15 protein-coding genes, 2 tRNA genes and 1 other RNA gene are annotated in these 25,659 nt (G+C 65.9%); 7 read left to right on the forward strand and 11 right to left on the reverse strand.

Annotated elements, in window-relative coordinates:
* Nucleotides 1–20: 20 nt before the first annotated feature.
* The 5 genes from nifJ to DFW101_RS03480 all read right to left on the reverse strand — a co-directional run bounded on the left by nifJ (nucleotide 21) and on the right by DFW101_RS03480 (nucleotide 11,576).
* Nucleotides 21–3,674 (reverse strand): pyruvate:ferredoxin (flavodoxin) oxidoreductase, encoded by a 3,654-nt coding sequence (nifJ, locus tag DFW101_RS03460; RefSeq protein ID WP_009180142.1) that lies wholly within the window; start codon nucleotides 3,672–3,674, stop codon nucleotides 21–23.
* 529 nt (nucleotides 3,675–4,203) lie between these two features.
* Nucleotides 4,204–5,622, reverse strand: a complete 1,419-nt coding sequence (locus DFW101_RS03465; protein WP_009180143.1) for a sigma-54-dependent transcriptional regulator — start codon at nucleotides 5,620–5,622, stop codon at nucleotides 4,204–4,206.
* Complete coding sequence (locus DFW101_RS03470; protein ID WP_009180144.1) at nucleotides 5,619–9,032, reverse strand: PAS domain S-box protein; 3,414 nt, start codon at nucleotides 9,030–9,032, stop codon at nucleotides 5,619–5,621. The genes DFW101_RS03465 and DFW101_RS03470 overlap by 4 nt, the downstream gene beginning before the upstream one ends.
* Nucleotides 9,033–9,119: 87 nt before the next feature.
* The gene (locus tag DFW101_RS03475; RefSeq protein ID WP_009180145.1) at nucleotides 9,120–11,033 is read right to left on the reverse strand and encodes an autotransporter outer membrane beta-barrel domain-containing protein; all 1,914 of its coding nucleotides are present in this window, start codon (nucleotides 11,031–11,033) and stop codon (nucleotides 9,120–9,122) included.
* 449 nt (nucleotides 11,034–11,482) lie between these two features.
* Nucleotides 11,483–11,576, reverse strand: a tRNA-Sec gene (locus DFW101_RS03480).
* Between the two features lie 116 nt (nucleotides 11,577–11,692).
* On the opposite strand from DFW101_RS03480, the gene DFW101_RS03485 reads away from it, so the two are divergent.
* A complete protein-coding gene (locus tag DFW101_RS03485; protein ID WP_083838472.1) occupies nucleotides 11,693–12,271 on the forward strand; it encodes an SRPBCC family protein in 579 nt (192 codons plus the stop codon).
* 9 nt (nucleotides 12,272–12,280) lie between these two features.
* On the opposite strand, the gene mdoH is transcribed toward DFW101_RS03485, so the two are convergent.
* Together mdoH and DFW101_RS03495 are read right to left on the reverse strand one after the other, a co-directional pair.
* Nucleotides 12,281–14,749 (reverse strand): glucans biosynthesis glucosyltransferase MdoH, encoded by a 2,469-nt coding sequence (gene mdoH / locus DFW101_RS03490; RefSeq protein WP_009180147.1) that lies wholly within the window; start codon nucleotides 14,747–14,749, stop codon nucleotides 12,281–12,283.
* The gene (locus DFW101_RS03495; RefSeq protein ID WP_009180148.1) at nucleotides 14,746–16,353 is read right to left on the reverse strand and encodes an OpgD/OpgG family glucan biosynthesis protein; all 1,608 of its coding nucleotides are present in this window, start codon (nucleotides 16,351–16,353) and stop codon (nucleotides 14,746–14,748) included. Before DFW101_RS03495 ends, mdoH begins: the two co-directional genes overlap by 4 nt.
* A 510-nt stretch (nucleotides 16,354–16,863) precedes the next feature.
* Here DFW101_RS03495 and DFW101_RS03500 point away from each other — a divergent pair.
* The 6 genes from DFW101_RS03500 (at nucleotide 16,864) to DFW101_RS03525 (ending at nucleotide 23,144) form a co-directional block, all read left to right on the forward strand.
* Nucleotides 16,864–18,711: an alkaline phosphatase family protein gene (locus tag DFW101_RS03500; protein ID WP_009180149.1), complete on the forward strand. Its 1,848-nt coding sequence runs from the start codon at nucleotides 16,864–16,866 to the stop codon at nucleotides 18,709–18,711.
* Between the two features lie 56 nt (nucleotides 18,712–18,767).
* Nucleotides 18,768–19,250 (forward strand): MarR family winged helix-turn-helix transcriptional regulator, encoded by a 483-nt coding sequence (locus DFW101_RS03505; RefSeq protein WP_009180150.1) that lies wholly within the window; start codon nucleotides 18,768–18,770, stop codon nucleotides 19,248–19,250.
* 210 nt (nucleotides 19,251–19,460) lie between these two features.
* A complete protein-coding gene (locus tag DFW101_RS03510) occupies nucleotides 19,461–20,747 on the forward strand; it encodes an MFS transporter (RefSeq protein WP_009180151.1) in 1,287 nt (428 codons plus the stop codon).
* A gap of 11 nt (nucleotides 20,748–20,758) precedes the next feature.
* Complete coding sequence (locus DFW101_RS03515; RefSeq protein WP_009180152.1) at nucleotides 20,759–21,781, forward strand: aldo/keto reductase; 1,023 nt, start codon at nucleotides 20,759–20,761, stop codon at nucleotides 21,779–21,781.
* Nucleotides 21,782–21,857: 76 nt separating this feature from the next.
* Complete coding sequence (locus DFW101_RS03520; protein WP_009180153.1) at nucleotides 21,858–22,457, forward strand: hypothetical protein; 600 nt, start codon at nucleotides 21,858–21,860, stop codon at nucleotides 22,455–22,457.
* A 72-nt stretch (nucleotides 22,458–22,529) separates the two neighbouring features.
* Nucleotides 22,530–23,144, forward strand: a complete 615-nt coding sequence (locus DFW101_RS03525; RefSeq protein WP_009180154.1) for a DUF2239 family protein — start codon at nucleotides 22,530–22,532, stop codon at nucleotides 23,142–23,144.
* Nucleotides 23,145–23,168: 24 nt separating this feature from the next.
* On the opposite strand, the gene ffs is transcribed toward DFW101_RS03525, so the two are convergent.
* From ffs to hisD, 4 genes are all read right to left on the reverse strand, one after another.
* Nucleotides 23,169–23,264, reverse strand: an RNA gene (gene ffs, locus DFW101_RS18870) — signal recognition particle sRNA small type.
* A 5-nt stretch (nucleotides 23,265–23,269) separates the two neighbouring features.
* Nucleotides 23,270–23,359 (reverse strand) — tRNA-Ser (locus DFW101_RS03530).
* Nucleotides 23,360–23,414: 55 nt separating this feature from the next.
* Complete coding sequence (locus DFW101_RS03535) at nucleotides 23,415–24,308, reverse strand: phosphoribosylaminoimidazolesuccinocarboxamide synthase (RefSeq protein WP_009180155.1); 894 nt, start codon at nucleotides 24,306–24,308, stop codon at nucleotides 23,415–23,417.
* Between the two features lie 16 nt (nucleotides 24,309–24,324).
* Nucleotides 24,325–25,632, reverse strand: a complete 1,308-nt coding sequence (gene hisD, locus DFW101_RS03540; RefSeq protein WP_009180156.1) for a histidinol dehydrogenase — start codon at nucleotides 25,630–25,632, stop codon at nucleotides 24,325–24,327.
* Nucleotides 25,633–25,659: the final 27 nt, after the last annotated feature.

Consider the following 25,659-nt stretch of genomic DNA (forward strand, 5'->3'; position numbering starts at 1 on the left):
TTTTCCTCTCGCGTTAGTGCTTATTTGCCGTCACGGCCTTCGTTGCAGTCGTGGGCGGTGTCGGGGCGGTCGTTCTCGGCGTAGGCCGGCACGATGCAATGCCCGTCGTCCGTCTCGCGCGGCATCTGTCCGCCTGCGGCGTCCTCGTTCACGGCCGAGCCATTGCCGGGCATGGCGGCCAGGTATTGCAGCTGTCGGAAGCGTTCCTTGTAGGCGGCGTCCATCTCGGCCCGGTATTTCTTGGACATTTCGGGAGCCATCTTTTCGAGGGCCGAGTAGCGGACTTCGCCGGACAGGAAGGCAGCGAGATCGCCGGTCGGGGCCTTGGAGTCGATGGTCAACGGATTCTTGCCCTCGGCCTTTTGCGCCGGGTTGAAACGGTACAGCGGCCAGTAGCCGGCTTCGACGGCCAGCTTGCTCTCTTCCATGGACTTGCCCATGCCCTTTCTGATGCCCTGGTTGATGCAGGGAGCGTAGGCGATGACGATGGACGGTCCGGGATAGGCTTCGGCTTCGATCAGGGCTTTGAGGGTCTGGTTCTTGTCCGCGCCCATGGCGATGGAGGCCACGTAAACGTAGCCGTAGGTCATGGCCATGCGGCCCAGGTCCTTTTTGCCCGTGACCTTGCCGGCCGAGGCGAACTTGGCGATGGCGCCGAGCGGCGTGGACTTGGAGGCCTGGCCGCCGGTGTTGGAATAGACTTCGGTGTCCACGACCAGGATGTTGACGTCCTCGCCCGAGGCGATGACGTGGTCGAGGCCGCCGTAGCCGATGTCGTAGGCCCAGCCGTCGCCGCCGAAGATCCACACCGATTTCTTGGTGAAGATGTCGGCATCGGCCGCGATGTCGGCCATGGCCGGGTCTTTTTTGGCGATGAGCGCCTTCATCTTGTCCCCGAACTCGCGGGAGCGGGCGGCGTCGTCTTTGCCCTCCAGCCAACCGGCCAGGGCCACCCGGGCCTCGTCGGACAGCTCCTCGGCCAGGGCGGCCTTGACCTTGTCGGCCAGCTTGTCCCGGCGTTGCTTGAGGGCCATGTTGTAGCCGAAACCGAATTCGGCCGCGTCCTCAAAGAGGGAGTTGTTCCAGGCCGGGCCGAAGCCCTCGGCATTGACGGCATAGGGCGAGGTGGGCGCGGAGCCGCCCCAGATGGAGGTGCAACCCGTGGCGTTGGCTACCATCATCCGTTCGCCGAAGAGCTGGGTGATGAGCTTGACGTAGGGGGTCTCGCCGCAACCGGCGCAGGCGCCCGAGAACTCGAGCAACGGCTGCTGGAACTGGCTGCCTTTCAGGTTCTCGCGCTTGACCAGCGCGGCCTTGTTTTTAAGCGACATGGCAAAGGCGTTGTTGGCGTTCTGTTCGGCCACCTCGGTTTCGAGGGGCTTCATGACCAGCGCCTTCTGCTTGGCCGGGCAGACATCGGCGCAGGAGCCGCAACCCATGCAGTCCATGGGGAAAACCTGCATGCGGTAAGCCAAGCCCTTGAGCTCCTTGCCGCTGGCCGGCAGGGTGTCGTAGCTCGCGGGCGCGCCGGCCATCTCGGCCTCGTCGGCCAGGAAGGGACGGATGGTGGCGTGGGGGCACACCAGCGAACACTGGTTGCACTGGATGCAGTTTTCCTTGATCCAGTGCGGGATGTTGATGGCCACGCCGCGTTTTTCGTACCGGGAGGTGGCGGCCGGGAAGGAGCCGTTCTCGGCAAAGGCCGACACCGGCATCTCGTCGCCCTTCTGGGCCAGGATCGGGCGGATGACCTTGTTGTAGTATTCGGGCTCGTCAACCGCGGGGGCCGGAGTGTCGACGGCGCTGGCCCAGGAGGCCGGCACCGTGATCTCGACCAGGCCTTCCATGGCCATGTCCACGGCGTCCATGTTCATCTTGACGATCTTCTCGCCCTTGTTGCCGTAGGTCTTCTTGATGGAGTCCTTGAGCAGGCTGATGGCTTCCTCGATGGGCAGGACGCCGGCCAGTTTGAAAAAGGCCGTCTGCATAATCATGTTGATGCGGGCGCCAAGGCCGACTTTGGCCCCGATGGCCACGGCGTCGATGTTGTAGACCTTGAGCTTTTTGTCGGCAATGGTGCGCAGTATGTGGCCGGGCAGGTTCTTTTCCAGTTCCTCGGCCGTGCCCCAGGAGGAATTCAGCACAAAGGTGCCGCCGTCCTTCACGCCTTCCAGGATGTCGTAGATGTGGACGTAGCTCGGCTTGTGGCAGGCGATGTAGTCGGCCGCGTCAACCAGGTACGTGGACTGGATGGGCTTTTTGCCGAAACGCAGGTGCGAGACGGTGATGCCGCCGGATTTTTTCGAGTCGTAGGCGAAGTAGCCCTGGGCGTAGAGGTCGGTGTTGTCGCCGATGATCTTGATGGCCGACTTGTTGGCCCCGACCGTGCCGTCGGAACCGAATCCCCAGAACTTGCACTGGACGGTCCCTTCGGGAACCGTGGGCAGGGGGCCGCCCATGGGCAGGGAGGCGCCGGAAACGTCGTCGGTGATGCCGACCACGAAGTGGCGCTTGGGCGCGGCGGCGGCCATGTTGTCGAAAATGGCCTTGGCCATCCCGGGCCTGAATTCCTTGGATCCGAGGCCGTAGCGGCCGGTCATGAGCTTGGGAATGGAGCCGCCGCGCTCGATAAAGGCCGCGCACACGTCTTCGTAAAGCGGATCGCCGAGGCTTCCCGGCTCCTTGCAGCGGTCAAGGACGGTCACCACCTCGGCCGAGGCCGGCAGGACCTTGAAGAGATAGTCCGGGGCAAAGGGGCGATAGAGCCGCACCTTGACAAGGCCGACCTTCTCACCCTTGGCGGTCAGGTAGTTGACCACTTCCTCGACGGTTTCGCACGAGGAGCCCATGGACACGATGACCCGGGTGGCGTCCGGGGCGCCCACGTAGTCGAAAAGCTTGTAGGGCCGGCCGGTCAGGGCGCTGACCTTGTCCATCATGGCGGACACGATGCCGGGCAGGACCTGATAGTAGGGGTTGGAGCGCTCGCGGCCCTGGAAGAAGATGTCCGGGTTCTGGGCCGTGCCGCGAAGGTCCGGGTGTTCGGGGTTCATGGCCCGGGCCCGGAAGGCCGCGATCTTCTCGACGTTGACCAGGCTCTTCATGTCCTCGTAGTCGATGGTTTCGATCTTCTGAATCTCGTGGGAGGTGCGGAAGCCGTCGAAAAAGTGGATGAAAGGGACGCTGCCCTCGACCGCGGCCAGGTGGGTGACCAGGGCCAGGTCCATGCATTCCTGGACCGAGGCCGAGGCAAGCATGGCAAAGCCCGTGGACCGGGCGGCCATGACGTCGGAGTGGTCGCCGAAGATCGACAGGGCGTGGGTGGCGATAGCCCGGGCCGACACGTGGAAGACGGCCGGGAGCAGTTCGCCGGCGATCTTGAACATGTTGGGGATCATCAGCAGCAGACCCTGGGAGGCGGTGAAGGTGGTGGTGAGGGCTCCGGCAGCGAGGGACCCGTGGACCGCGCCGGCCGCGCCGGCTTCGGACTGCATCTCACGGATGGTCAGGATCTGGCCGAAGATGTTTTTCAGTCCTTTGGCCGCCCATTCGTCCGCGATCTCGCCCATGGTGGACGAGGGGGTGATGGGATAAATGGCCGCCGTGTCGCTCAGCGCGTAGGCGACGTGCGTGGTGGCGGTGTTGCCGTCCATGCTTTTCATCTTCTTGGCCATGCTCAAGTCTCCTTAAAAGTTGTCGTTCGACCGAACAGAGAAAGGCCGGGGTCGACGCTTTCTCCTAAGGCAATCCTCGTGCCACTCGTAAAAAGACAATAGAAATTCGGTGAGTTGCGAATCAGGAAAATCGACTCCAGGCCCGGGTGCGGGATGGCCCTCCGGTTTTCCGGATGCCATTTTCAGTGCTAATACCGTGATATATATGGGTTCGTAAAGAGATTCCCGAGTCCCTCGGCCTGTCCGGATTTTCAGACAGTCCTTTTCTGTCTGAAAAATCGGACAAAGCGGCCGGATTCGCAAGGCCGGTGTCCGAAGACGGGTTTCTGTTGCAGCCTGCCACAGACCGGTTTTCATGGCACGTGAAAATTTGGCGCAAAGGGTTTCGAAGGGCCGTATTCCAGGCGCCGGGCGGCCGGGGGCCGGTTCGCCCCTTCCGTGAGAACCGAAGGGAAAAAAAAGAATCCGATGGTCAGGCCGGCGGATGTTTTTTAGGGGGCGGAGGGCCGAAAGGCGGGAGAAAAGGAAATCAGTCCGGAATGGCCAGACCGTTTTTTTTCAGCAGGGCGTAAAAATGGGACCGGGAAAGGCCGGAGATGTCGATCATGGCGGCCACGTCCCGGCCCTGCTCACGCAGGAGGCCTTCGAAGTAGCGGCGTTCCATCCCTTCCTTGAAGTCCTTGAGGGCCTGGCGGCCGATGGGCAGGGGAGAGAGAGGCACCTCGGCCACGACCGGGTCCTTGGAGTTCTCAGGAGGTTGCAGCCCCCGTTCCAGGGTCGATTTGGTCACCTTGATGCGCAGGTCCTGGGGCAGGTGCATGCTGTAGAGGGTCTTTTCGCGGCCCGAGGCCAGAAAGGCCCGTTCCAGCACGTTTCGCAGCTCCCGCACGTTGCCCGGCCAGTCGTAGGCCTCGAGCATGGTCAGAAATTCCGCGTCAAACCCCTTGGGCGGCAGGTTGTATTCGGCGCAAAGGCCGTCCACGAAGGACAGGGTCAGGGGTTTTATGTCTTCGGGGCGGGCGCGCAGCGGCGGCAGGGGCAGTCCGATGGTCTTCAGGCGGAAATACAGATCGCGACGGAACTGGCCGTCCTCGACCATGGCCTCGAGGTTGCGGTTGGTGGCCGCGATCAACCGGAAATCGCTTTTGTGCTCCTGGATGGCTCCGACCGGGCGAAAGGTCTTTTCGTGGAGCACCCGCAAGAAGGTCTTTTGCAGGGAGAGCGGCATCTCGCCCACCTCGTCGAGGAAAAGTGTGCCCCCGTCGGCCAGTTGCACCAGCCCGACCCGGTCGGCGTCGGCCCCGGTAAAGGCCCCTTTCCGGTGGCCGAAAAGCGTGCTCTCGACCAGCGTTTCCGTCAGCGAGGCGCAGTCCACTGTGACGAACGCCCCCTTGGACCGGGAACTGTTGGCGTGGATGAGCCGGGCGAAAAGTTCCTTGCCCGTGCCGGTCTCGCCGGTGACGAGGACCGCGGCGTTGGACCAGGCGGCGTGGGCCACCTGGTCGAGGCAGGGCTGCATGCGGGGGCTGACCGTCACGCACCCGGCCAGGGACAGGGAGACCGGGGCCCGGTCGCAGCGCCGCTCCTCGCGATAGCGCAGGGCCCGTTTGAGGGTCAGCATGATCTGCTTGATGGGCGACGGCTTGACCAGATAGTCCCACACCCCTTCCTGGATGGCCAGTTCCGCGCCGTCCGGATCGCCGATGCCGGTCAGGATGATCACTTCCGGGGCGTCGGGCAGGCGCTTGATGCCGGGCAGGGCGGCCAGGCCGTTGCCGTCCGGGAGGCGGACGTCGAGAAAGACGACGTCGAAGCTCTCCCGGGACAGGAGGTCCATGCCGGCGGCCAGTGTGCCGGCGGCGTCGCTGGTCAGGCGCATCTTGCGCGTGAGGCTCAAAATGGTGTCGCGGACTTCCGGGTCGTCGTCGATGATGCAGACGGATTTCATGCGGCTTTGGTCTGGGGCTTGGCGTCGAGCACCTCGCGGATGGCCGCGGAGATGATCGCCTGGTTGTAGGGCTTGAGCACGATTTTGCGGATGTTGCCGACCATCTCCCGCTCCTCGACGTCGCCGAGGCGGCCGGAAACCAGGATGACGGGCAGGCGGGGGGCTACGGCCGCGATCTTGCCGGCCAGTTCCAGGCCGTTTAGGTCCGGCATGTCGAAGTCGGTGATGCAGACGTCGAAGGCGTCCGGGTCGGCGGCCAGCCGGGCCAGGGCCGAAGCTCCGCCGCCGTGGGCCGAGACCTCGTGGCCGAGCTGGGCCAGGACGCGGGGGATGGTCAGGAGCTGGTCCTCGTCGTCCTCGACGAAAAGGATGCGGTCGCGTCCCCGGTTGGCCGAGGCCGCGGGCAAGGCCGCCGGGGCGTCGGCGTCGGCCAGGAGCGGCAGAAAGACATCGAACCCGGTGCGGCTGCCGGGCTGGCTGACCACCCGCACGGCCCCGCGGTGGCCCTTGACGATGCCGCGCACCACGGCCAGGCCAAGGCCGGTGCCCTCGCCTTTCTGCTTGGTGGTGAAAAACGGGTCAAAGATCTTGTCCATGATTTCCGGCGGGATGCCCGGGCCCGTGTCCACGATGGAGAGCCGGGCATGGCGGCCGGCCCGGACGCCGACGATCCCGGCCAGGGTTTCGTCCAGTTCGTCCTCGGCCAGGGCCAGGGTCAGGACGCCGCCGGTCTCGCGCATGGCCTGGAAGGCGTTGGTGCACAGGTTCATGACGATCTGGTGGAGCTGGGTCGGGTCGGCCCGGCAGGTGACGGCGGTTTCCGGGGTGTCCACCACGATCTTGATGTTGCGCGGCATGGAGGCCTTGATGAGCCCGGCCGCCTCGCTGACCACGTCGACCACGTTTATGGCCGCGAATCCCGCCTGGGACGGACGGGTGAAGGACAGGATCTGCTTGACCAGCCGGCTGCCGCGCTCCCCGGCCCGCAGCACCCGGCGCATGTCGTCCTCGATGGGTTCGTCGGGCGGCAGGTCCATGAGGGCCAGTTCGGCGGAGTTGATGATGGAGGTCAGGATGTTGTTGAAGTCGTGGGCGATGCCGCCGGCCAGGGTGCCGATGGCCTCCATCTTCTGGGATTGGAGAAGTTGGCGCTCGAGGCTCACCTTCTGGGTCACGTCCTCGGCCGTGGACAGGACGCCGACCACCGCCCCCCGGTCGTCGTGGAGGGGTACCTTTTTGATTTCCAGAAGCACGTCCGCGCCCCGGACATTTCGGGCGGCCAGCTCCCCGGACACCGTCCGGTTGTTGCGCATGACGTCGACGTCCGTGGCCCTGACCGCGTCCATGTCCTCCTGGCGCAGGGGCAGGGCGTAGTCGTCCCGGCCCATGAGGTCATCCAGGTCGGCGAAGCCGAAAAACTCGATAAAGGCCCGGTTGGCGCCGATGTAGCGCAGGGCCTTGTCCTTCCAGGAGACGAGCTGGGGGATGTTGTCGAGCACCAGGCGCAGCATCTCCTGGGATTCGCGCAGGGCCCGCTCGGCCTCGTGGCGCTTGGTCACGTCCTCGACCACGCCTTCGACGTAGGCGAGGTAGCCGTCCCGGTCGGCCACCAGGCGCATGTTGATGTTGGCCGTGACGAGCCGGGCGTCCGGGCGGACGAAGCGGGTTTCGAATTTGACCGTGGCGTCCTCGTCCACGGCCGAGCCGATGAGCGCCTCGAACCGGGCCCGGTTGGAAAAGAGCACGTCGAGCAGGTCGCCCCGGCGTTCGGCCAGGGTGTCTAGGTCCTCGACCCCGAGCATGGCGAGCAAGGCCGGATTGACGTCCACGGCCCGGCCGTCCGGGGTCATGCGGAAGATGCCAAGCGCCGAATTCTCGAAGATGCCGCGATATTTCTCTTCGGCCAGTCGCAGCTTCTCGGCGGCCCGCTTGAGTTCCGACACGTCGTAGAGCACCCCGACCAGGCCCGCGATCTCGCCCTTGGCGCTTTCATAGACCGCCCGGTGGAGGATGACCGAGTGGGAGGTGTTGTCCGCGTCCAGGATCTCGGTTTCGCCGACCCGCACGCCGGGCTCGCGCAAGAGCCCGGCGTCTTCCACGTCCAGGGACCAGGACAGGGGGGCGTCGTCCATCCCGCCGCAGCCCTCGATGGGCGGATGCTCGCCCGTTACGCCGCACCAGCGGCGAAAGGCGGTGTTGCAGCCCCGATACGCGCCAGCCCCGTCCTTGTAGTAGATGGGGATGGGGATGGTGTTGACGAGGGTTTCCAGGAAGGACAGCTGGTCCTTGATCTTCTCCTCCACGGATTTGCGTCGCAGGATGTTGGTCACGAGCAGGACCATGACGTAGCAGAGGATGAGAAAGCTTACGATGATGGTCCAGAAGACCGCGATGTTGATGTGGTAGAAGGGGTAGGGTTCGTTTATGAGGGTAAAGCCCGAGGGCAGCTTGTCGGAGGTGATGCCAAGGCGCACCATCTCTTTGAAATCGAAGATGTAGGTGTCGTTGGTTTGGGTGACGATGGGCAGGTCGGCCACGGGCGTGCCGCGGAGGATCTTTTCGGCCATGTCGGCCACGAGGCGTCCTTCCTCGATGCCGCTGTGCAGCCTGCCGCCGACGATGCCGTGGCCGAGCATGAACTGCCAGGCGCTGTAGATGGGCACGTCGGAATTGGCCCGGATGGCGGCCAGGACCTCGTTGACCGAATAGACGTCCTTCTGGGTATCCTTGTAAAAGGGGATCAGGAAGATCATGGCATCGTCCGGCAGACCGCGCACGGTGTCGAGGATCTGCGCCAGGGCCAGGTTGTCCTGGTATTCGAAATGCAGCCGGCCGGCGAAGGCAGGCTCCACGGCCCGCAACTGGTTGCTGATGGCCAGTCCCGTGACCGAGGAATCGCCGAACACGATCAGGCGGCGGCGGTCCGGGTGGAAGCGCAGGGCCAGCTCCAGGGTCTCGCGGATGTCCGGCTCCTCGAGGACCCCGGTGAAGTTCGGATGCCCGGCCAGCCACTCGGGGTGGAAGTCGTTGACCCCGCAAAAGACGAGAGGCGTGCCGGGAAACAGTTCGTCCTGGTATTGGCGCAGGAACTCGAAGGCGTAGTTGTCCGAGGCCAGGATGACGTCAAAACGGGTGTTGCGGTACTTGAGGCGGTAAAAGTCGTGGAGCATGCCGCGCAGCGTGGGATCCGTGTACTTTTTCGAGTCCATGTACTCGATTTGCAGGTCCACGTTGAAGTCGGATTTCTCCAGTCCCGCACGGATGCCGGCCAGGATCTCGTCGGACCACTGGTAGCCGTTCTGGTAGGAGTTGAAATACAGGACGTTCTTCCTGACCTTCTCCGCCGCCCAGGCAGGGTGGGGCAGGAGGCAGGCCAGGAGAAAAAGCCATGCGAAAAGCCTTGGGCCCATGGGTACTCGCGGGAAAAAGGTGGAGGCCGACGCCGGCCCGGGTCTTTGGGCAAGAATTTGTCACGGCCGGGGGGAAGTCAATACCCTCTAGAAGCTGACGTTCACACCCAACTCGCCGCCGTAGCTGACCCGTTGCGGATTGGCAAATGACGCCAAACCCGTGGCTTTGATCATCATTTGGTCGTTTATTTTATAGGAGGTGCCAAACGAGGCGCCGGCCCAATCCTTGGCCACCGGGGCGGCGTCCAGGCTGTACGGCGTGGCCGGGGTCGAGGTGAGGGCGGCCTTGACCTTGCGGTCCTGGTTGACCAGTTCGTGGTTCCATTTGGCTTCGGCAAAAGGCTGCCACCTGCCGATATCCACCATGGCGCGCCAGCCGAGCTGGCTGACAGCGGAATCGCGGGTCTGGCCGCCAAAGGACAGGGCTGTGACGCCGCTGGCGCCGGCCTCGGTAAAGCCCTTTAAGCGCACTTGCTGCAGCACCAGACCGGCCACCGGCCCGGTGGTCACCGGCCCGAGGGCGATGTCGCCGCCGGCCCGCAGGGCCAGGGCCAGGGACTGGCCGGTGGTGCTGGCGCTGTTTTGGTCGGTGTAGAGGCCGAGGGCGACCGGGCGCTCGATCTTGTCCTGATACCAGCCCACGGACCCGACCGCGTTGCCCCAGACCGGCCCGGCCCGGTAGGCGGTGTAGAGGCTTACCGCCTGGTCATTCTGGTCGAAGTGGCCGCCGCCCATGGAGAAATCCTGGGTCTGCGTCCCGGCCGTGAAGGCCGCGCCGAGGACGAGCCCGAAAGGGAACTGGTAATCGGCGCCCGCCGAGCCTGTCAGCGGGGTGCCGGCAACATCGGGGAAGCCCGAAAAATTTTGCAGCGTCAGGGAACTGATCCCGCCGCTGACCCAGACGTTGACGCCGTTTGGCCCGCGGTGCTGCCCGGACAGGTCGATCTGCCCCTGGATGGTGGCTGCGCGGGCCAGGCCGCCCTGCACCGCGGCTTCCGGCAGCAGGGACATCAGGGCTGGCGCGGTCAGCAGGCTGGCCTCGTAATCCGCCTCGATCCGCTGGCCGGCCGTGGTCAGGTGGTGGCCGTCGACGAACAGGTACGTCTGCAACTGGACCGGGGTGATGTCGGCCCAGGAGGTGAGCAAGGCGGGGACCGAGGACGGGGCGTTGGCCGACAGCACCGAGGACGGGGTGAACCCGAACAGGGTGGGATTGATCGACACGAACCGGAACACGCTGGTCAGGTCGGCGGGAATGAAACGCACGCCTGCCGCCGACAGGTCCGCCCACTTGTTGTTTCCGTAGGCGACGGCCCGCAGGTAGTCGTCGGCATTGCTTGCCGGAAGGAGGCCGCCCGTACTGGTCAACGTCGAGGTGTAGAACGTATTGGGGACCATGATGGTGCGGGCCCCGGCCGCCTGCAGGCTCGCCACGCTGGCCGCGAACTGGGCCGCCAGGCCGCTTAGGAAGTTGGGGTTGGCGGCGATCCAGGCCGTGCCCTGGTTCTGGGCGAAGATCAGATCGTTGTTGCCGCTGCTGACGATATACAGGGCGTTGGGATTGGCCACGCCCCCCACGGAGGCGACGTAGTTCGTCACCTGCTGGATCGTGGCCACGTTTCCGGTCAAGCTGCCTGGGGCGGCAGCGCCTCCGGCCGTGGCGCTCAAGGGGGCCGTATAGGCGGCGCCGTTGGCGTAGTTTGTTCCGCCGCCGCCGACCGGCGCGGCGGAGAGGCCAAACCTTGCCCCCAAAAAGGTGGAGGTCATGACCCCGGGCCCTGCCCAGCCGCCGGCCGCGCCATTTGCGATGGCCGAAGCGACCATCGCGTCGAGGGACGCGTTCCCCGTCGAATGATAAACGAAATACCCGGAATCAATGGTGCTGTCGCCCATCCCGACGAACTGGTTGAACACCCCGGTGGCGTAGACCGGGCCGGGAGTGCTCAGGGTGGTTATGGCGAGCAATGCGGCCGATAGAGCAAAGAGTTGCACCTTGGTCATGCTGGTAATCCCGGGTTCACGCCACGAAAGTGATCCCTCGTTAGAGTGGCACTGGTCTGTGGCTTTCCTGCCTTTCTTCCGTTAGAGACGGCGACAAAAAGATGACGCCCGCAATCTCCCGCTTCACGGGCAACGAGACAGTGCATCATCAAGCAGACGGGGTGGCTCGGCCTGTTGGAAAAGGCTCTCATCAAGCCGCTATGGGGGCCTCTTGGCAATTAGCCTTTTTCCTGGCCGCCGCAAAGGCTTTCTTGGAGCAAATCCTTTCGGGCGAAAATATTCGAGAGGAAACGGCGCCACCAGGCGCGATGGTCATGAGCTTGTCCCGTGGACATTTCCGTTTCAACCCCTTTCGCCGAGAGGAAGTGGAACAATGTTGGATCAAAAAATCGAAAGACGGGGGATCGGCGGGGTGAAAAAACGTCGGCAAATAGACAAATATTCAATGATGGCGGAAGCGTATAGGAGTCGAACCTACCTGCGACCTCTCGACCGCACACTGGATTTGAAGTCCAGGCGCCACACCGGTGACGAAACGCTTCCGCAGGCAAGGGAACGCTTCTAGCCTGTTTCCGCGCGCTTTTCAATGCGGTCCTGGCGCACAACAACAAGTTCTCCGGCCGGAAAAAAACTGGCCGCAACGCAGGACCCGTGCCATCATGGTGAAACCACCGCCGGCCCTGGCCGCAGGCGTGCACGGCAGCAGAGGCGATCCCATGGTCCGTTTCGATCTGGTCACCATTTGGCGCATCGGCGCGAGCCTTCCCGATGTCTGGCAGGCACTGACCGAGCCGTCCCGCTGGCCGGAGTGGTGGCCGGGCCTGGAAACGGCCATCGAACTGGACAAGGACGGCACGGACGGCCCCCTGCCGGACGACCGGCGGCGGTTCGTCTGGAAGGGTGTTTTCCCCTACCGGCTGACCACGGACATCCGGATCGTCCACGTCGAACCCTTCCGGACCATCGAGGCCGTGGCCTCCGGAGATGTGGCCGGCACCGGCGTTTGGCGGTTTGCCGCCCGAGGCGGCCTGACCGAGGCCCGGCACGAATGGCGGGTCCGGGTCACGGCCCCGTGGCTGTCCGTCCTTTCCCGGCTGGCCCGGCCGCTGGTCTGTTGGAACCACGGCAAGATCATGGAGTGGGGGGCCCACGGCCTGGCCCGGCGGCTTGGAGCCGGCTGCTGCATCGTGGAAAAAGAGCCCGCCCTCCCGGCGGAGGGCCAGGGCCAACGCCAATAGGCGTTTTTTTCAACGCAGTCTGGCAAACCACCGTTGCCGCAGGGCGTCCTCGTCCAGGAGCCAGACCCCCCGGTGGGTTGCGGCCAGGGTGGCCGGATCGGTCAGCAGCGCCAGTTTTTCCTGACGGGTAAGCCCCTTGGGGCCAAGTGTCAGCGCCTTGTCCACCAGGGACTGGCGCGCGGCCGCGTCCTTGGGGGCGTCCGCGCCCGGACGGCGGATGAGGCCCAGGCGGCGGGAGCAGGCCGTGGGATCGACCACGGCCAGGGCCACGCCGTTTTCCCGGGGGATGTCGAGGGGCCGCCCCGCCTGGCTGTTGCGTTCGTGGAACGCGGCGGTTTCATCCAGTTCCCGGGGCGGTTTCGTTTCCTCGGGAATCCGGAAGAGGCCGATTTTTTTGAGCCACCGGCCGGCCCCGGGTGCGCTCGTGGCCACGGACAGGGGCATGGACAGGAGCAGCGGTCCAAGGACCGGACAGATCCACCAGAAAAAGTTCCGGTTGATGATGAAAAGTGCCCCGCCCCAGAGGGCGGCAAGGAGCGTGCCGCCGAGGTGGAACCGGAGCGCCTCGGACCAGGGCGTGGTGGTGGCGTCCCGGGCCTGGCTGTCCCACCGGGTCTCGAGCCCAAGGAGCGTGATGAAGACGAACTTGCTGTGGAAAAGCATTCGCACCGGGGCCAGAAGCGACGAGACCGCCACCTCCAGGACAATACTGGCCAGAAGCCGGAAAAAGCCGCCGAAAAGACGGCTCCTGCTTTTGACCAGGGTGAGGAGGGCGGCGAAGAGCTTGGGCAGAAAAAGGAGGACGCCGGTGGTGGCGAGCAGGCTTAGGGCCCACCACGGCTCCCACATGGGCCACTGGGGGAAAAGTGTGCGCGTGGGGGGGAAATACGTCGGCGGGGTCAGGGTCTCGATCACGGCCTCGGCCGTGGAGATGGCCAGGAACAGAAACCAGAGGAGGGCCGAGCCGTAGGCCATGATGCCGTTGACGAAAAGTGCCCGGTGGACCGGAATGAACCCCCGGCTGAAAAGGAGGCGCAGGTGCTGCATGTTGCCTTTGCACCACCGCCGGTCCCGGGCCAGTTCGGCGAGCAGATTCGGCGGCACTTCCTCGTAGGTGCCGGGCAGGTCGTAGGCCAGCCACACGCCCCAGCCGGCCCGGCGCATGAGCGCGCTTTCCACGAAGTCGTGGCTCGAGATCTCGCCGCCAAGGGGCGGCCGGCCGGGAAGCCGCGGCAGGGCGCAGTGGCGCATGAAGGGTTTGATGCGAATGAGCGCGTTGTGCCCCCAGAACTGGGCGTCGCCAAGCAGCCAGTAATGGAGCCCGGCGGCGAACATGGGTCCGTAGAGGTGGCTGGCGAATTTCTGCGTGCGCGCAAGCAGCGTGTCGTGGCCGACCAGCACGGTGGCGGACTGGAGGATGCCCACATGGCGCCTGGCCTCCATGACCGCCACCATGCGGGCGATGGTCCCCCCGGCCATGATGCTGTCCGCGTCCATGACCAGCATATAGACGTAGGCTGCGCCAAAGCGGCGGCAGAAGTCCGCGATGTTGCCGCTTTTCATCTTGGTGTTCATCCGGCGGCGGCGGTAGAAGATCCGGCCACGGCCGCCGACCCGGTCCCGCAGCGCGGCCCAGGCGGCCTCTTCCCCGGCCCAGGCCTCGGGGTCGCGGGTGTCGCTCAGGATGAAAAAATCGTACTGCCCGATGGACGCTTCCCGCTCCAGGGACCGGTACACGGCTTCCATGCCGGCCGTGACCCGGTCCATGTCCTCGCCGTACACCGGAAATACGATGGCTGTGCGCACGCCCATCCGGGCGATGGTGTCGGCCGGATCGGGGCGGGTGACGGCGAAGCGGTCGAAGCGGCGAAGGAGGGTCGCGAATCCGGCCATGGCCGTCCAGAAGCCGATGGAAATCCAGGCGAAAAGGGCGGCAAAGACGGCCAGGAGAATTTTTTCCAGGATCGTGTCGCCCTCGTGGGGCAGGACCGAGGCCATGCGCAAGACCGCAAAGGCCGTGGGCGCGGTGACCAGGAGCGCCAGCAGCACGCGTCGGCGGCCGGCGATCCGGCTCCAGGACGGGTGGAGGAATTCGTCCGACAGGGCGGAGCGCCTGGGCGGGTGCCCCTGTTCCACGTCCGGCGTTCCCGTGACCCGGCCGACGGCCCGTCGCCAGCCCCGGGTCCCCATGGTTTCTGGAGCCATGGGCGTGCGGACAAGCGGCGGGAGGATGTCGAGATTCTTGGCCGGGCGCGGTGTTTCAAGACCGGCCAGGAGATCGGTCACGGCGGTCCGGGCCGCCTCTTGGGCATCGTCGACCGTCTCCGGGACAGCCTGGAGACAGCCGAGGGCCGTCTCCAGCCGCTTGGGCTCGGACAGGGGCAGCCGGCGCAGATAGGCCGTCAACCGCAAGCCGGCTGCGTCCAGCAGGGACCGTTTGCGGTCCGCTCCGTTTCCGTCGTGGATGTCCCGGTTCATGACTTGCCCGGCACCACGGAGTAGGTCCAGGTCTCGCTCACGCTTTTGTCCGCGAATTTCAGAAAGGCCCGAAGCTCGATGGGGCCGCGTTTTTCCGGCAGGATGTCCTGCAGGGTCGAGCCGCCGTCCAGGCCGATTTTAAACGTCAGGCGGTAGCCGCCGGTGACCGGGTTCTTGAAGCACTGCTGTTCGAGCAGCGTGGCCCCTTCGCCCACGCTGACCACCGCTTCCGCATCGTCGTCCTTTTTCAAGGCCTTGAGCTTTTCACCCATGAAATCCACCACGAAAAGACGGCTGTTCTTGTCGGGCTGGGAGCTGCGGGTGGCCACGGTCATGACCCCGGGCGGCAGGTCGGCCGGAGCCGTCAGCCAGCGCATCCGGTAATCAAACGCCATGGGCGTGCCGGGCTTGGCCTGCTCGTTTGGGCTGAAAAAAGCCACCACGTTGTCGTGGATTTCCTGGTCCGAGGGGATAAGGAGCAGGTCCACCCGGCCTGGCCCCCAGTCGCCGCGCGGCTCGATCCACAGGCTCGGCCGCTTCTCGTAGCGGGCCTCGGTATCCTGGTAGTTGGCAAAGTCCGTGTCGCGATTCAGGAGTCCGAACCCCCGGACATTGTCCGCCGCGAAGCTGTTGGTGAGTAGGCTCGTGGCCGGGTTCTGGGCCGGCCGCCACAGCCATTCCCCGGTCTGGAAACGGACGAGCAGGCCGTCGGAATCATGGATCTCGGGCCGCCAGTCCATGCGCGCGTTCGGCAGCGAATTCTCGCCATAGAGGAACATGCTGGTCAGGGGGGCGATGCCAAGCGTGGTGACCGGGGTCCGCAAATAGAGCCGGGAGGTCACATCCATGACAGTCTCGCCGCCCGGAACGAGGGTGAAGGCATAGGCTCCGGCCAGGCTCTGGCTGTCGAGCAGGGCATAGACGGTCAGCGTCTTCTGGCCCTTGGCCGGTTTTTCGATCCAGAACTCGCGAAACCAGGGGAATTCCTCACCCGGCTGCTGGGCGGTGTTGACGGCCAGGCCCCGGGCCGAAAGGCCGTAGACCTGCCCCTTGGCCACGGCCCGGAAGTAGGAGGCCCCGAGGAACACGGCGAATTCGTCCAGATAGCTGGACGTGTTGATGGCGGTGTGGACCCGGAAGCCGGCCGCCCCGATTTCCGGCGGCAGTTGGCCCTCGAGATCCTTGACCTGGCTGTAGTCGAACATGTCCTTGGTCACGACCAGGGGAGCAACCTTGCCGCCGTCGATGACGTTCAGCTTGACGGTCCGGTCATACAAGAAGCCGGGATGGAAAAATTGCAGTTCAAAAGGCAGCTTGGCCTTTCGCCAATAGGCCTGGTCCGTCTTGAAGCGGATTTTGCGCCACGTGTCGTAGTCGAGCTTTTGCAGCGGTTCCGCAACGGCGGGCGGCGGCACGAACGGGGCGGCCGCCAGATTCTTGGCCGCCTGTTCCACGTCTTGAAAGGAAAAGGCCTTCCCGTCAGCCCGGGCCGGCGCGGCCGGACCGGCGAGGACAAAGACGAGGAGGACAGCCGCGAGTTTCCGGATGCGCGCGGTCCGGGGAAGGGACCGGAAGAAGGGGAGGAAACGGTATGTGTTGGTCATGGTAAAAGCCTGATGTCTTTGGACCGCACCGCTTTCGGGAAGCGGGAGTCCGGTTCGGAAGGTTCGGAGCCGGCGGCCGCAGCCTTCCGAACCCCTGGTTCCGGTTTGAGGGAGGCCTTGCCCGGCGTGGGTTGCCGTGGGTTTTCCCGTCGCCCCGGCGCTACGCTGGCCGATCGTACCCTACCGCGGAAATAAAAGCAGCGGGAAAGAAGCGATTGTCGGCAACGTTTCACGGCGTCAAGGAAAATCTGCCGCGTGCGGCCCGAAACTCCGGCCTCGGGGAAGGGTTTCGGGCCCCGGTCCCGGCCTGACAAGCGCCCGGCCCGCTGCCGGGAAAATCGGACCGCCCCGTCCCGGTTGCTTCTTTTTTCCAGGCATGATGGTCTGGCCCCGACTGATCCACGGCCGCGGCTTTTGCGGCCGTTCCCTGGGCAGGACCTTTTTTTCCTGCTACACGGGCAACAGCGGACCCGTCCGCAACCCTCAACAAGAAGGGGCGAACCACACGCCATGCATTCCCGAAAAACGTTCCGCAAAACCCTCGTCCTTGGCATCGACGGCCTGGACCCGGGCCTGACCCGCCGCCTGATGGGACAGGGGCACCTGCCGCACCTGGAGAAGCTTTCGCAAAAAGGCGTCATGTCCGATCTTTTGACCGCCAATCCGGCCCAGAGCCCGGTGGCCTGGACCTGCCTGGCCACCGGGGCCAATCCCGGCGTCCACGGGATATTCGATTTCATCGTGCGCGATCCGGCCACCTGCCTGCCCCGGCTGTCCCTGACCCGCACCGGCCCGGGCGGCCGTCCCGAGCCGGCCTACGACGCCCCGACCTTTTTCGAGGTGGCGGCCAGGGCCGGGCTTCCGGCCACGGCCGTGCGCTGGCCGGTCACCTATCCGCCGGCCTACGCCGGGGTGAAGGTCCTCTCCGGCCTTGGGGCCCCGGACGTCATGGGGCGGCTTGGCAACTACGTCCAGTATATCGAGGAAGGGCGGCAGGCCGGCGGCGGGCGGGGCCGATTCGAGACGGTCCGCTTTGCCGACGGCCGGGCCACCGTGTCCGTGAACGGGCCGGTGGCCGTGGTCGCGGGGAAACGGACGCCGGCCCGGGTCGCCTTGGAGCTATTGCGCGGTGAGGGCAGGCTGGCCTACGTGGTCTGCGGCCAGACGGGACGCCTCGAGGCCGGCCAGTGGTCGCCCTATCTGACCCTGGACTTCGATCTCGGCCAGGGGCGGCGGGTGTCCGGCGTCACCCGTCTCCTGCCGACGAGTCTCGATCCCCTCGAACTCTACTGCGGGCCGATCCAGGTCGATCCTCGGAACCCGAGCCTGCCGGTGGCCTCGCCCGCCGGCTATGCGGCCGAACTGGCCCAGGCCCTCGGCGGCTCCTATTCCACCCTTGGCATGCCCGAGGAGACCAAGGGCCTGACCGACGGCGTGGTCACGGACGAGGCCTTCCTGACTTTTTGCGAGGAGGTGACCCGGGAACGGGAGGCCATGCTCGACCACGAGCTGCACCGCTTCCGCGAGGGCCTGCTCTCCGTGGTTTTCGACACCTCCGACCGCATCCAGCACTGCTTCTGGCGGCTGCACGATCCGGCCCATCCCCTCTATGACGCGGCCGCGGCCAAGCGGCTCGGCCCGGTCATCGAGAACCATCTCGTCCGCATGGACGCCGTGGTCGGCCGGGCCATGGAGGCGGCCGGCGACGACACGGCCCTTTTCGTCTGTTCCGACCACGGCTTTTGCTCCTACGACCGGTCGGTCAATCTGAACGCCTGGCTGGCCGAGGCCGGGTATCTGAAACTCAAACCCCACGACCCGGTCGACCCGGGCGAACTCTTCCGCCATGTGGACTGGTCGGCCACCCGGGCCTATGCCCTGGGTTTCGGGTCCATCTACCTCAACGTCGCCGGCCGGGAGCGAAACGGCATGGTCGCCCCGGGCGAGGCCAGCCGGGCCCTGGCCGAGGAAATCGCCGGCCGCCTGGAAACCCTCGTCGATGCCGGCAAACCGGTGGTGGCCGCAGTGCACCGCAAAGAGACGCTCTACAAGGGACCGCTCACGGACCAGGCCCCGGATCTGGTCGTGGGGTATCGGCCGCCGTACCGCGTGGCCTGGACCTCGGCCATCGGCGGCACGGGCCCGGGCATCTTCACGGACAACCGCCAGAAATGGTCCGGCGACCACTGCGTGGACGCCTCCTTTGTGCCGGGCACGCTTTTTTCGAACCTGCCCCTGGCCATCGGACCGGCCGTGCCGCAGACGCGGCTGGCGGCCACGGTCTGCCGCGCGCTTGGCCTCGAACCGGATGGACACATGGAGCCGGACCTGCTGTCCGATCACGGCCCCCCTGCTTGACGCGATGGTCGTCGGCCTGTATAGTTTCAAAAACTAACTATTAGAAAGGTGAAGCCATGGCCGACAAGCTGGATACATGCGCCCGCGAACTCCTGGATGTCATGCCGCTCGTCATGCAGGATCTGCGGCGGACCATGCGCAGCCATGCCTCCCCGGACCTGCGCGTTCCGGAACTGCGAAGCCTGGCCTTCCTGCGGCACAGCCCTGGCTCGAACCTGACGGACCTGGCCGAACACATCGGCGTGTCCCTGCCCTCCATGTCCAAGCTCGTGGACACGCTGGCCTACCGGGGGTTTATCGACCGCCAGTCCGATCCCGACGACCGGCGGCGGGTGCGGCTGCGCCTGACCACGGATGGCCTGTCCGTGCTGTCCGCGGCCCGCGAGGCCGTGAAGACGGCTTTTGCCGTCAAGCTGGCCCGCCTGGACGCCGGAGCCATCGAGACCGTGACCACGGGCCTGCGGCTCCTGCGCCAGCTGTTCGACGGTTCCCTGGAAGAGCGTGGGACGCCGCGGGAGACCGAGGCGGCCGGGGCCTAGCGCCCTGTCCCGCCCCTAGGTTCTTCGGCCGGGAGCTTCGCCGGGGGCCGCCGGGACGGCCTCGCACGCCCGGAGCGGCCGGCGGGACGGGAGGGCGGCGCACGCGCGGCCCTGGTTCAGAGCCTTCAAGATGTTGCCGAGCACACAGGACTCCGCCAGGCCACCCGGGCCGCCCGGTCCCGGCGGGAGTCGGACAGGACACGCCTCATCATGGATCATGCCTCACGTCACCGGGAAGGCGGCGGTTTTCGCAGCCGCTCCCGCCAGTCCCTGGGACTGCTGTCCCGATCGTTTCGCCACCGCAATTTCCGGCTCTTTTTCGCGGGCCAGTTCATTTCCCTGGTCGGCACCTGGATGCAGTCCGTGGCCGTGTCCTGGATGGTCTACCGGCTGACCGGATCGAGCATGGCCTTGGGGGTGGTCGGCTTCGTGAGCTACCTGCCGGTGTTCGTCTTCGGCCTTTGGGGCGGCTACGTGGCCGATCGCGGCAACAAGCGGACCATCCTGGTCGCCACCCAGGTCGCGGCCATGATGCAGGCCCTGGCCCTGGCCGCCCTGGATTTTTCCGGCACCGCCACGGTGTGGCAGGTGGGCGGGCTGGCCATGGTCCTTGGCGTCATCAACGCCGTGGACATGCCGACCCGGCAGGCCTTCGTGGTGGAGATGGTCGGCAAGGAAGACCTGCACAACGCCATTGCGCTCAATTCCTCCATGTTCAACAGCGCCCGGGTGGTCGGCCCGGCCCTGGCCGGCGTGCTGGTGGCGGCGGTGGGGGAGGGGTGGTGTTTTCTCGGCAACGGCCTCAGCTACCTCGCGGTCATCGCCGGGCTCTTGCTCATGCGCCTGCCGCCCGCGCCCTCCCGCGCGGACAAGCCGCGCATGCTGTCCCACGTGGCCGAGGGCCTGGTGTATGCCTGGCGGGACCGGCCCATGCGGGCGATTCTGGCCGGGCTTTGCCTCATAAGCCTTTTTGGCGCGTCCTACATGGTCCTCATGCCGATTTTCGTGGATGCGGTGCTCGGCGCCGGGGCCCGGGGGCTCGGGTTCATCATGGCCGCCACCGGCCTTGGCAGCGTGGCCTCGGCCCTTTTCCTGGCCGTCAGGCAAGGGAGCCGGGGACTTGGCCGACTGCGGGTGGCGGCCGGACTGGGATTTGGCGCGGCGCTCATCCTGTTTGCCCTCTCCCGGGTCTTCTGGCTGTCCCTGCTCCTGGCCCCGGTGCTCGGGTTCTGCATGATCCTTTTTTTCGCGGCCGCAAACACCATGCTCCAACTGCGAAGCCCGGACGCCCTGCGCGGCCGGGTGATGGCCCTGTATTCCATCACCCTGGTCGGCATGGCCCCCTTTGGCTCGCTCTTCGCGGGCGGCGTCTCGAGTTTTCTCGGCGCCCCCCTGACGGTCGGACTGGCCGGCGCCATCTGTCTCGTCGGGGTCGCCCTGCTCGCCATCAACCAGCCCGCGGCCGAAGCCGACGCCAGGCCAACGGCAGACCGTTAAGCGGAGGAACCATGCGTACACGGGAACTGGGCAAAACGAGCCTGTTCGTCTCGGCCGTCGGCTTTGGCGGCATCCCCATCATCCGTCTGACGTTCGAGGAGGCGGGCAGCGTCCTTCGCCACGCCGTGGACCGGGGCATCACCTTCTTCGACACCGCCAACCGCTATGTGGACAGCGAGGAAAAGATGGGCCGGGCCTTTGCCGGCATCCGCGACAAGGTGGTCATCGCCACCAAGACCGGCCAGCGGCAGGCCAGCCCGGCCATGGAAGAATTGGAACTGAGCCTCACGCGCCTCGGCACGGACCATATCGACCTCTACCAGCCGCACCAGGTGTCCAAGCCCGAGGAGCTCGACGTGCTGCTCGGGCCCGGCGGGGCCATGGAAACGCTGGCCAAAGCCAGGGAGCAGGGCAAGATCCTTCATATCGGCATCACCTCCCACAGCCTGGAGATGGCCCGCAGGCTCGTGGCCACCGGGCTTTTTTCCACCATCCAGTTCCCCTACAACATCGTCGAGACCGAGGCCGGGGCGGCGCTTTTCCCCGAGGCCAAGGCGGCGGGCATGGGCATTCTGGTCATGAAGCCCTTTGCCGGCGGCATGCTCGACGACGGCGACCTGGCCCTGCGCTTTTTGCGCCGCGACCCCGATCTTCTCGTCATACCGGGCTGCGATACCGTGGCCCAGGTCGATCAGGCGGCCGACCTCTTCGAGGGGGAAACCGCCTGGACCGAGGCCGACGAGGCCAAGGCGCAGGCCTACCGCGACGAGCTCGGTTCGCGGTTTTGCCGGCGGTGCGAGTACTGCCAGCCCTGCCCCCAGGGCGTGCGCATCACCTATGCCATGATGTACCGGGTGGTGGCCAAGCGGATGTCCCCGGCCAAGGCGGTCGCCTTTGCCGGCGAGACCATGGAGACGGTGCGCGAATGCATCGACTGCGGGGAGTGCATGACCCGCTGTCCGTACAATCTGCCCATTCCGGAGATGCTGCGCGAACACCTGGAGATGTACGACGGGCACCGGGCCGCGAAGTGAATTTCGGGCGGCGGGCTCTGAGAGCCAGTGCCCGCCGCCGGTCGCTTTGCATCCACATCCACTCCAGGGAGGGACCATGGACACCCAGGCCGCTTTGCGCGACGCCTTGTGGGAGGGCGGGGCCGTCACCGTCTCGCCCGAACCCGTCACCCTCAAATCCGGGCGGCGCAGCCACGTCTATATCACGCTGCGCCATTTCGTGTGCGAACCGGCCAACCGGACTCTTTTGGGCGACGTCTTCGGCACGTGGCTCGGGGACCGCCCTGTGGCCCTCGGGACCGTGGCCAGTTTGCTGTCCCCGGTCCTGGCCGGGGCCTTTGCCGGGCGTTTCGGCCTGCCGCTGGTCCTTTTCAGGCCGGACGCTTCCGAAAAGGGTCTGGCCGGCTCGGTCTTCGGCCGGGCGGCCGTTTTGCCCGTGGTGCTGGTGGACGACGTCCTGACTTCCGGCGGCACGGCCAAGGCGGCAGCCGGGGCCTTGGCCGCGAGCGGTGCGGCCGCACCTTCCCTCTTCGTCTTCGTGGACAAGCGTTCGGCCGGACTGCGAACCGCGTTTCCCTTGGCCGTGGCCGCGCCCCTGACCCTGGAGGAGCTTTTGCGCCACGGCATCCGGTCCGGCCGCCTGTCCGGAGAGGCCGTGCCCTGGGCGGAAGAAGAGCTGGCCTTTCTGGCGCAGTGAATTTTATCCGGATAGTATTGACGGTTCAATTTTATCCGGGTAAATATCCCTCCGCAACACAGGGAGGGAAACATGGAACGCAACCAGGAAACGGGCTGCACGGCCTTTGCCGGCACAGCGTGCGTGGCGGCCGGGCCCCTTGGGGCGGTGGTTCTTCAAGTCAAAACGGCCGGGCACGACGGCACCGGCATCCTACTTTTTGACGATGCCACCGGCCGGCCCATCGATGTGGACTGGCGCGGCACGCCTGAAGAGGCTGCAGCCAGGATCGGACCGGCACCGACCCCGGAAGTTGCCGCCCCTCGGGGTCCCGGCCGGCCCAAGCTCGGCGTGGTGGCCCGGGAAGTGACGCTTTTGCCGCGCCACTGGACCTGGCTGTCCGGCCAGCCGGGCGGAGCCTCGGTGGCCCTTCGAAAGCTCGTGGAGCAAAGGATGCGGGAAACCGCCGGCCAGGATAAGGCCAGGCTCGCGGCCGAGGCGGCCTACCGGTTCATGACCGCCGTGGCCGGCGACCTGCCGGACTACGAAGAGGCGACCCGGGCCCTTTTTGGCGGCAGGGGCGGGGATTTTGCCGCTCGTATCGTGGACTGGCCCCAAGATGTGCGGGACTACGCCGTCCGGCTGGCCAGTCCGGCCTTTATCGAAGAGAGTGGGGCTCGGCGGACTGAAGCCCTGGCGGGGAAATAAAAAAAAGCGCGAGTCGCCTCGCGCTTTCAAGGGAAGCCGGACACCCGGCTTCAACCGTTACCGCTGCTTCCTTTCGGACCTGACGGGGTTGGCGGCGAAACCGCCGCCCGACTTCCCTAAATTCGTGGCGGAGAGGGAGGGATTTGAACCCTCGGTACCCGTTAAGGTACATACGATTTCCAATCGTACTCCTTCGGCCGCTCGGACACCTCTCCGCGAAGCACAGGTAAGTAGCTGCGAACCCGGTCTTTGGCAAGCAAAAAATGCGGGTCAGCCCAATTTTTTCCCGGTCAGGACCTCGTAGGCCTTTAAATACTTTTCCCGGGTCTTTTCCACCACGTCGGCCGGCAGGTTCGGCGCGGGGGGCTGTTTGGAAAAGCCGATGGAGGTCAGCCAGTCGCGCAGGTACTGCTTGTCGAAGCTCGGCTGGGATTTCCCGGGCGCGTAGCCGGCGGCCGGCCAGAAGCGCGAGGAGTCCGGGGTCAGGACCTCGTCGATGAGGATCAGCCCGTCGTCGGTCAGGCCGAACTCGAACTTGGTATCCGCGATGATGATGCCGCGCTCCCGGGCGTAGTCCCGGGCTTTGGCGTACATGGCCAGGCTTGTGGCCTCGACCTGGGCGCACAGTTCCGTTCCGAGCAGGTCCTTGGCTTTGGCCAGCGTGATGTTCTCGTCGTGGGCCCCGAGTTCCGCCTTGGTCGAAGGCGTGAACAGGGGCTCGGGCAGGATGTCGGATTCGACCAGCCCGGCCGGCAGGGCGTGGCCGCAGACCGTGCCCGTTTTCCGGTAGTCCTTGAGGCCCGACCCTGTGATGAACCCGCGCACGATGCACTCGATGGGCAGCGGCCTGGCTTTTCTGGCCACCACCGCCCGGCCGGCCAGCATGTCCGCGTAGGGGGCGAGCCCGGCGGGAAAGTCCCCGGTCTCGGTCGCCAGCAGGTGGTTCGGGATCATGTCCCTGAACATGTCCATCCAAAAAAGGGTGATCTGATTGAGGATCACGCCTTTTTGCGGAATCGGGTCCGGCATGATGACGTCATAGGCCGAAATCCGGTCCGTGGTGACGATTAAAAGGCTTTCGGGGGACAGTTCGTAGATGTCGCGGACCTTGCCCCGGGAACGCAGGGGATAGGCCTTGATGTCGGTTTCGGTCACGGCAGGCATGTCGGGTCGTCCTCGCTTAGGCTTTGAAGCGGCATTCCACGCTCCTCGCGTGGGCTTCGAGATTTTCCAGTCTGGCCAGCCGGGCGATCTTGGCCCCGTGGGCGGCCACATAGGACGGGGCGGCGGCGATGAGGCTGGTCTTTTTCGTGAAGGTGGCAACGGACAGGGCCGAGGAGAACCGGGCCGTGCCCATGGTCGGCAGGACGTGGTTCGGGCCGGCGAAATAGTCGCCGACGGGCTCGGGGCAGTGGTGGCCCATGAAGACCGCGCCGGCATGGCGGACCTTGCCGACCAGGGACCAGGGATCGGCCACGCACAGTTCGAAGTGTTCCGGGGCGATGGCGTTTATGAGCTCCATGCCGACGTTAAGGTCGGGCACGGCCACCACCGCGCCGAACCGGCGCAGGGACGAGGCCGCGATGTCGTTTCGGGGCAGGTCGGCCAGCTGCTTTTCCAGCTCCTTGCACACGGCCACCAGAAGGGCGGCGTCCGGTGAGACGCACACAGCCGCGGCCATGGGGTCGTGCTCGGCCTGGGACAGCATGTCGGCGGCCAGCCAGGCCGGGTTGGCCGTGGAATCGGCCAGGATGGCGATTTCACTGGGGCCGGCGATCATGTCGATGCCGATGGTGCCGATCAGGAGTCGTTTGGCCGTGGTCACGTAGATGTTGCCCGGCCCGACCACCACGTCCACGGCCGGGATGGTGGCCGTGCCGTGGGCCAGGGCGGCGATGGCCCAGGCGCTGCCCACCCGGTAGAGTTCGGAGAGGCCCAGGATCGAGGCGGCGGCCAGGATGTAGGGATTGAGCGTCCCGTCCTCACGCGGCGGGGAAACCACCGCGATGCGGGGCACGCCGGCCACCTGGGCCGGAATGGCATTCATGAGCAGGCTTGAAATAAGCGGCGTCTCGCCGCCGCGGCCGCCCGGCACGTAGCAGCCGGCCGCGTCCACCGGGGTGACGATCTGGCCGAGCATGGTGCCGTCGGCCGACGGCAGCCACCAGGACTGCTCTTTCTGGGCGGCGTGGAACGCCCGGATGTTGTGGGCCGCCTCTTCGATGATGGCGAGATCGCTTGCCGGCACGGCGGCCCGGCCGGCGGCGATGTCCTCGGCGGAGACGCGCAGGCAGTTGGCCTCAAAGGTCTTGCAGTCGAAGCGGCTGGTGAATTCCACCAGCGCCTCGTCGCCGCGCTGGGTCACGTCGGTCAGGATGCGCCGGACCTTTTCGGCGGCGTCGTCGGCCGCTTCCTCACGGCCGGCGAGAAGCGCCCGCAGGGGACCGAAATCTTCCGGTCCGGCAACGGTGAAACTGGGGCAGGGCATAATCGGATATCCTTGAAAGAGGGCTTT

This window comes from Solidesulfovibrio carbinoliphilus subsp. oakridgensis (genome assembly GCF_000177215.2).
Lineage (GTDB): Bacteria > Desulfobacterota > Desulfovibrionia > Desulfovibrionales > Desulfovibrionaceae > Solidesulfovibrio > Solidesulfovibrio carbinoliphilus.